The organism is Moorena sp. SIO3B2, from assembly GCF_010692525.1.
Classification (GTDB): domain Bacteria; phylum Cyanobacteriota; class Cyanobacteriia; order Cyanobacteriales; family Coleofasciculaceae; genus Moorena; species Moorena producens.
On the sequence record NZ_JAAHHE010000928.1, the window covers coordinates 1 to 1,220 of the forward strand.

The 1,220-nt window shown below is 50.0% G+C and carries 1 protein-coding gene; it reads right to left on the reverse strand.

What is annotated here, in order from left to right; translation table 11 throughout:
* Nucleotides 1-43: 43 nt before the first annotated feature.
* A partial coding sequence (locus F6K38_RS42435; RefSeq protein WP_287360885.1) for a phytoene desaturase family protein occupies nt 44-1,220 on the reverse strand: 1,177 nt, incomplete at its 5' end.

Genomic DNA, 1,220 nt, shown 5'->3' on the forward strand with positions numbered 1-1,220 from the left:
GACGGCTGACGGCTGACGGCTGACGATAGTTGCCCAATCTAGGTCACAACCCAATCGTTTTCAGCATTTCCAAATGCTTTGAAACCGGTACAAGGGTATTGGCAGTAATCATCCCGCTGGCGGCAACTGCTGGTAAACCAATACCGGGAAAGGTTGAGTCTCCACAGCACATTAGTCCAGGTAGGGGTGTGCCAGGACCAGGAAAGATGCCAACTCCTGCTCGAATTGCTGGACCGTAGGAACCTCGGTGGCGGCGCAGAAAGCGTTCGTGGGTCAGTGGTGTACCGACTAGAGTGACTTCACAACGGGAACGAATGTCTGGAATGATCCGCTCCAATCCTTTCCACATGATTTCTGCACGCATCTGCTTTTGTTGTGCATAGGCTTCACTGCTACGACTCATCCCCTGCCAGAGTTCATAGGGTTCGTTACCTGGAGTATAAACGTGAATCACGTGTTTTCCTGGTGGTGCTAGGGATGGGTCTAAAAGGGATGGAATCGATAGCACTACTATATTCTGGGGAGCGGTAACACCCTTTTCCCAGTCATTAACGATAATGTAGTGGCAGGCTAGGTCTTTTTCTAGTCCTTCAGCATCAATGCCTAAGTGGAGATGCATGAAGCTATCACACTCAGGGGTGGCGTTTCTCTTGGCTCGATAGGATTTTGGTATGGCTGAATCTGGCAGTAGTTTGAGGGTATCCCATACTGAGATATTAGACACTACTGTTTTACGGGCTCGGATTTCTTTGCTGCCCCTCAGACGCACACCTACGGCACGGTTGTGCTCGACTATCACTTCTTCAACATGAGCATTAACTATCAACTGACCACCATGTTTTTCTAATCCCCGCACTAGGGCATCAACTAGGGCACCACTACCACCAATGGGATAGTCTAGCACTACCCCTGGTCGATACCATTCCGCAAACATAAAGGCCATCTCTGCCGCAATGGTTCCATCCGCTGGTAGTCCAGATAATAGAAAACAAAGCAAATCCAGCCAATTACGGCTAAAGTTGTCTTTGAGAACACCGTCCATTATCTGGCTAAAGGGTCCTCTGAGCTTGATAGAATTCCCAAGATATGGTAGGAAAGAGGGGGCAAATCGGCTGAGGGTGACCACTGCGCCAAGATCAAAACGGATGGCAGCGAGGGGAATTGCGATCGCAGCCTTAGCTAGGGGTTCCATCACCCGCTGAAGCTCACGCCATTCGGTT